At 72.3% G+C, this 6,342-nt stretch carries 3 protein-coding genes; all 3 read left to right on the top strand.

Going from position 1 to position 6,342, the window contains the following annotated elements; all coding sequences use genetic code 11:
* On the top strand, positions 1-1,587 hold a 1,587-nt coding region (locus tag VFW24_12570), incomplete at its 5' end, for a BTAD domain-containing putative transcriptional regulator (protein ID HEX5267597.1).
* 71 nt (positions 1,588-1,658) lie between these two features.
* Positions 1,659-1,820, top strand: a complete 162-nt coding sequence (locus VFW24_12575) for a hypothetical protein (GenBank protein ID HEX5267598.1) — start codon at positions 1,659-1,661, stop codon at positions 1,818-1,820.
* Between the two features lie 14 nt (positions 1,821-1,834).
* The coding region (locus VFW24_12580) for an IPT/TIG domain-containing protein (GenBank protein ID HEX5267599.1) at positions 1,835-6,342 on the top strand (4,508 nt) is incomplete at its 3' end.

Consider the following 6,342-nt stretch of genomic DNA (forward strand, 5'->3'; position numbering starts at 1 on the left):
GAGGACGCTCTGGCCATCCAGGAGGAGCTCTCCGACGAGCGGGGCATGGCGTCCTCGCTGGCCAGTCTCGCGTTCGTCTCCTACCTGAACGCCGAGCACGCCGAGTCCGAGCGCCTGTTCCAGGCGGCGGCACGCATCCGCCGCAGCCGGGGGGACAGGCGGGGGCTGGCGCTGGCCCTGGTCGGGGTGGCCAACGCCATGCTGCTGCGTTCCGACCCGCCGGCCGACCTGGCAGGAGCGCGGGCGGCGGCGGAGGAGGGCCTGGCGATCCAGAGGGAGATCGGGGACCGCGCCAACCTGGCGTGGACCACGTACTGCCTCTCCGAGATCAGCCGCGATCTCGCCGACACGGACGCGGCCCGGGCCTACGCCGAGGAGAGCCTCCAGGCCTGGCGCGACGTCGGTGACGACCGGCACTCGGGTCTGGCCTACTACAGCCTGGCGGAGCTGGCCCGCGCCGAGGGAGACCTCCGGCGGGCGGCCGCCCTGGCTGCCGAGGCGCTGAGCCGGGCGCAGCAGGTCGGCGCCGGCCTCCAGATCGTGCGCTGTCTGGAGCTGGCGGCGGCGTTGATCGCCCACCGCGACGACATGGCCACGGCCGCGCTCGTGTTCGGCGCGGCGGAAGCCGGCCGGGAGCGGCTGCGGGTCCCGCCCCGGCACCGCGAGACCGATCAGTGGGACCGGATCCGGGCGGTGACCTTCGACGGGGCCGGCGGCGGCGATCCCGACCTGGCCGGCGCATGGCAAACGGGACGGGCCATGACCCTGGCCGAGGCCGTCGGTGCCGCCCGGGCAGCGGTAACCGGCGGCGCCCCCGCCCCGACGATCGAGGTGACGAGGTCGGGCCCGGCGGCACCGCCAGACGGCGGGCGGGACGCGCGAGGCGCGGTGCAGGTGCTCGGCCGGTTCTCGGTCACGTGGGACGGCGTCACCGCCACTCCCGCTGCGGGCGTCGTCTCCCAGGCGCTCAAGGCCCTGGCGCTGCGGAGCCCCCTCCACGTGGAGGAGCTGGCCGAGCTGCTCTGGGAGGACGCGCCTCCGGGCGCGGGACGGCGCCGGCTGCACAACGTCCTCAGCCGCATCCGCAAGAGCTACGACGGCCTGGTGGTACGCGACGGGGAGATGGTCTGCCTGGCTCCGGGCGTCGAGACCGACGCCGGGCGGTTCGAAGCAGCAGCAGCCGCCGCACTGGCCGCGGCGGAAGCGGGGGCGGCCGGGGCCGAGCAGCTGATGCAGGACGCCATCGGTCTGTATGACGGGGAGCTGCTGCCCGCCGACCGCTTCGAGCCCTGGACGACGCGACGGCGGGAGGCGATGTTCCAGCTCTCGTTGAGGTTGATGGATGCCCTGTCCGGGGCGGCGGCAGGCCGCGGGGACGTGTCCGCCGCCGTCTCGTGGCTCGAACGGGCCATCGAGGCCGACCCTCTCGACGAGCTCAACTACGTCCGGGCGGCGCGCCTGCTCCGCGAGCGCGGGTGGGCCTCCCGGGCCCGGGCCATGCTGCGCCGGGCGCGCGAGGTGGCCGCCGAGCTCGAGGTCGAGCCGTCGGCCGACGTCCTGCTCCTCGAGGAGCAGCTCAGGAACTAGTCAGCACCGGCCCCGCGGCAATGGCCCGCGGTGGTAGGGCGGTGGTAGCAGCCGTCCTTACCGTCAGGCCCGTGCTCGTCTCATTCGTCCTGCGGCTGCGTCCGGACCAGCTGGCTCTGGGTCGCGTCGTGGGTGAGGTCGAGGACGTGTTGTCGGGCCGGCTGCGCAGCGTGCGGGACATCAGCGATCTCGTCGAGTTCTGCTGCCGCGCCCAACGAAATCCGAACGAGTGATCGGCAGGGGTTCCATGGGTGCAGACGGGGTTGCGGCGGTCCGGCCTGGGAAGGGCAGGTGGTCCCGGCGGCTGCGCGCCGCGGTGGCGGGACTGGTTCTCACCAGCAGCGCCGGGGCGGCACTGGTGCCGGTCCTGGCGGCGGGGGCGGCCGACCCGGGCATGACGGTGTCGGCCACGCTCGACCCCTCGTCGAGCCAGCCCGTGGACACCGGCATCGACGTCACCCCGGGCCAGCGGCTCTTCGGCGGCGCCACCGGTGAGGCGCAGTACGGCCTGGACGCCTGCCACGGCACGACCGTCGAGGAGGTGACCGTCGATCCCGACGGCTTCCGGACCGACGCGGGCGGGGCCCCCTGCGACGTCTCCGCCAAGGTCGATCCCAGCGCGGTCGACGGGTCGGACCCGGTCGGGGCCCTCATCGGCCGCATCGGTGACTCCTCCTGGTTCATGCTCGGAAGTGGCGGGCCCATCCCCATCACCAGCTCGGGCCGGCTGTTCGTGGCGTTCAACGACACCCCCGGCGGCTACGGGGACAACCACGGCTCCTACACCGCCCTGTTCCTCATGCCGTTCGACGTCCCGGGCACCGCCGGCGGTGACGGAACGGTGAACGGCTCGGGCATCGCCAGCGTGGCCGGTGTGGCCACCGGGCTCAACGTCAGCCAGGGAGAGACCGTCGGCGTGTCCGCCGACGGCGCGGCCAGCTACGGATTCGAGGGCCAGGACGGCTGCTCGGGACAGGCCTTCACCGACCCGGCGGGGAACCGCACGGTGGGCGGAGTGCCGTGCAGCCCGGCCCAGAAGACCGTGACCCCGTCCGACCCGACCGTCCCGGTTCCCGACGCCCCCATCGGCGCCCTCATCGGCGAGATCGGGTCGGGGCCCTGGTTCCTCATCGGCGGGGCGGCCAGCTTCGTGGCCGACGCGTCCGGGCCGCTGAGCCTGGGCTACAACGACCCCACCGCCGCCGACAACGACGGCAGCTTCTTCGTTGAGCTCACCCCGGGGAACTTCACCCCGTCGGGAGGCACGACCGGGGGCGGGACGACGGGCGCGTCGGACGGCGCCCCGCCCGTCGAGACCGGCGCGGTGTGGCTGTCGTCGGACAGCACCGGATCACACAGCCTCCGCATCACGGGCACCGGCCTGTCGGCGGTGACCACGGTCATCTACGGGGCGGTGCCGACCACGGCGCTGCCACCGGCGTGCGGGGAGATCGAGGGCGTGCTGGCACCCACCCCCGGACCGTGCACCTACTCCGTGCCGCCGAGCGAGCACAGGTCCGACGCGCAGCTGGAGCCGACGGCGCCACCGCACGCCGACCTCGGCCACATCACCCTGCTGTCCCCGTGGGGGCGCAGCGACACCTTCTCGCTCGCCAACCCCCCCGTGCAGCCGGTCCTGACGGGTAGCGACGGGTCGGACGGCCAGCCCCGGGGCGGGGTGGCGGTCGTCGGCCTGCGAGATCCGGGTACGGGCGCCGGTGCGTACCCGACCGAGATCGAGCTGTTCGGCACCGGCCTGTCCGACGTCAGCGACGTGATCTTCGGGCCGATCGCGTTCCCGCAGGCGCCCCTGACGTGCCCGGGATCGTCGGACGAGCCGGCGGGTGAGACCTGCGCCTACTCGGTACAGGCATCGGACCATCCGGCGGGCGCCCAGGACACCGAGCTCCAGGTGCCGGTGCCGATCGGCGCCGACCTCAGCCACGTCACGGTGTTCGGCCCCGGCGGGGGCTCGAACCCGGTGTCGGTTGCCAACGAGCCGGGAACCCCGGTGGTGACCAGGGCCAGCGCCGTGTTCAACGGCGACGGCTCCGGGAACTTCCAGGCGGTCGGCTCCAACCTGTCGGGCATCACCACCGCCCTCCTGGGCCAGCCCGAGAACGGCCTGATGCCGAACCTGTGCCCGTTCGACATCCACGGCTACCTCCCGATCAACGACAACCTGCCGTGCGTGGCCCGTCCCGACAACGCCTTCGTGGACGTCCTCGACGGGGGAACCCGCGTGCTGGTGAACTTCCCGCCCGGCGTGAAGACGCCGGGCGGTGGCCTGGGGAACCTGGCCCACGTCGTCCTCCTGAGCCCCCACGGCTCGTCCAACGCCTTTGCGGTCACGGTGCCGCCCGCGCCGACGATCTCGAGCGTGGCCCCGGACGGCACGGCTCCGGACGGCCGGCCCAACCTGCTGTTCACCGGGACCAACCTGGCCCAGGCCACCTCGGTCGACTTCGGATCCCACCCCTCCCCCTCGTTCCGGGCGGTCAGTGACACCCAGGTGGTGGCCGAGCTGCCGTCGGGGACCGGCTCGGTGCAGGCCCAGGTCAACACCCTTGGCGGCCCCTCCAACACCCTCACCATCACCTTCCCGGCGTTCGGCGCCTGGTCCTACGCGCCGACCACGGCGTCGACCGGGAACCCGTTCATCAACATCACCGGCAGCGGCATCACCAACGCCTCGGGGCAGCCCCCCCAGGTGTTCTTCAGCAACATCCCGTCCCCGCAGGTGAACGTGATCGGCTCGACCCTGCAGGCCGAGGTGCCGAACCTGCCGCGGGGATACCCGCACTCGGTGTACGTGGTCGTGCGCACCCAGTCCGGGGACACCCCTGACGTCGGGGCCTGTCCCGGCACGGGAGCGGACTGCTTCGCCTACCCGGCCCCGGACACGTCGCACTCCTGGGCCGGGGAGTTCGGGCCGCCTCACGTCAGTGGCGTGAACCCGACCCACGTGAGCCAGTCGAGCCTGAGCACGAGCCTCTCCGGCAACGGGTTCCAGGGGGCGTCGTCAGTGATGGTGGGGACGACCAAGCTCCCCGCCTGCCCCGCCAGCGGCGGCTGCTTCGCCGCCGTCAGCGACGGCCAGGTCCGGATCACCGCACCGGCGCTGGCACCGGGCGGTTACCCCGTCACCGTCACCAACCCCGCCGGCACCTCCAATGCCGCCACACTGGTGTTCGACGCTCCCCCGGGAGTGACCGGAGGCAACACGGTGACTCCGGTGTCAGCGCCTCCGGGCGCCACCGGTACCGCCACGTCGGGCTCGAACCTGCCCGGCAACGGCTTCCATTTCGGGCCGTTCACGGCGACCGGTTCGTGGAACCAGAGCGGCAGCGTGTTCAGCGCCACCGGGACCGTGACCCTCAACGGGTTCCTGATCGAGCCCGACACCGGCGTCACCATCTCGTTCGACACCGGCACCCTGCTCCTCACGACCACCGGCCAGGTGACGGTCTCTCTGGCTCCGGTGAACGTGCCCGGCGTGGGCGAGGTGGGGCCGTTCGTCCTCTATCACAAGCAGGTCAGCTGGACGCTGTCGGCCGCGACCGTCATCGACGACGTCAGCAGCGTCCACCTCGGCGGTCTGCCGATCCAGTCACTGTCGATCAAGTGGCCCCAGGTCACCAACAACGGCGGCGCCAACAACAACGGGCCGGCGGCGGGCGGGAGCGCCGTGGCCGTCACGACGAAGCTCCCGGGCCTGCTCGGGGGCCAGCCCTTCACGTTCAATCTCGGGCTGACGTCGATCGGGGTCGACCCCTCGACGCTGCACCCGTGCCTGGGCCCGGTGTCCCTCGGCGGGCTGATCACGGTGAACGGAGCGTGCATCTCCTACGACCCGGGCAGCGACAGCTGGTTCCTGTCCGGCAACGCCCAGGCCGCCGGTGGGACCCAGATCACCGGCTCGCTGACCTTCACCGACGGGGCGGTGTCCCAGGGGAAGGTCGTGGCCAAGTCGACGTCGTTGGCCGGCCTGATCGGCGTGACCGGGCTCGAGCTGGACTACTCGGCCACGGGGGCATCGGAGGAGTGGCAGGGCAAGGCCACCGACACGGGCGGCCACCAGTCCACCTTCGACTTCCAGTTCTCCAACGGGGCGCTCTCGGTGGGGACGGTGAACGTGCCGCAGGCCTCGATCGGCGGAGTCGTCACCATCTCGAACCTCGAGTTCAGCTACCGGAACGGGAACTGGAGCCTGACGAGTGACGCCGCCGCCAATGGCGTTGCCAGCGCCACCGGCTCACTGGTGGTCGCCGGCGGGGTCCTGACCTCAGCCGACGTCACGGTCGACTCTCCCGCCCTCGGGGCCCTCGTCAGCTTCCCGTCGTTCCACCTGTCCTACGACGCCAGCCTGCCCGGGACCGACAAGTGGTCGGCCTCGGCCACGGACAACTCCGGCAACGTCGACTCCCTGTCGTTCACCACCGTCAACGGCGTGCTGACGTCCGGGTCGCTGTCCATACCGCAGGCATCGATAGCCGGCTTCGTGACCGTCTCCGGCGTGTCGTTGAGCTTCGACACCGGCCACTGGCAGGGCAGGGCCACGGCCAGCCTGCCCGGTGGGTCCGGCGGCTCGGTCTCCTTCGACGTCACCTACGACACGTCGGGCCAGCTCACCGCCGCCCATTTCGAGCTCTTCAACGCCACCATCTCCGGGGTGGTCAACGTCAAGGACCTCAAGATCGACTACGCCCCCGACAGCGGGACCTACACGGGTGTCATCGACGCCGTCATCCCCGG

It is taken from the genome of Acidimicrobiales bacterium (genome assembly GCA_036273495.1).
Lineage (GTDB): Bacteria > Actinomycetota > Acidimicrobiia > Acidimicrobiales > JAJPHE01 > DASSEU01.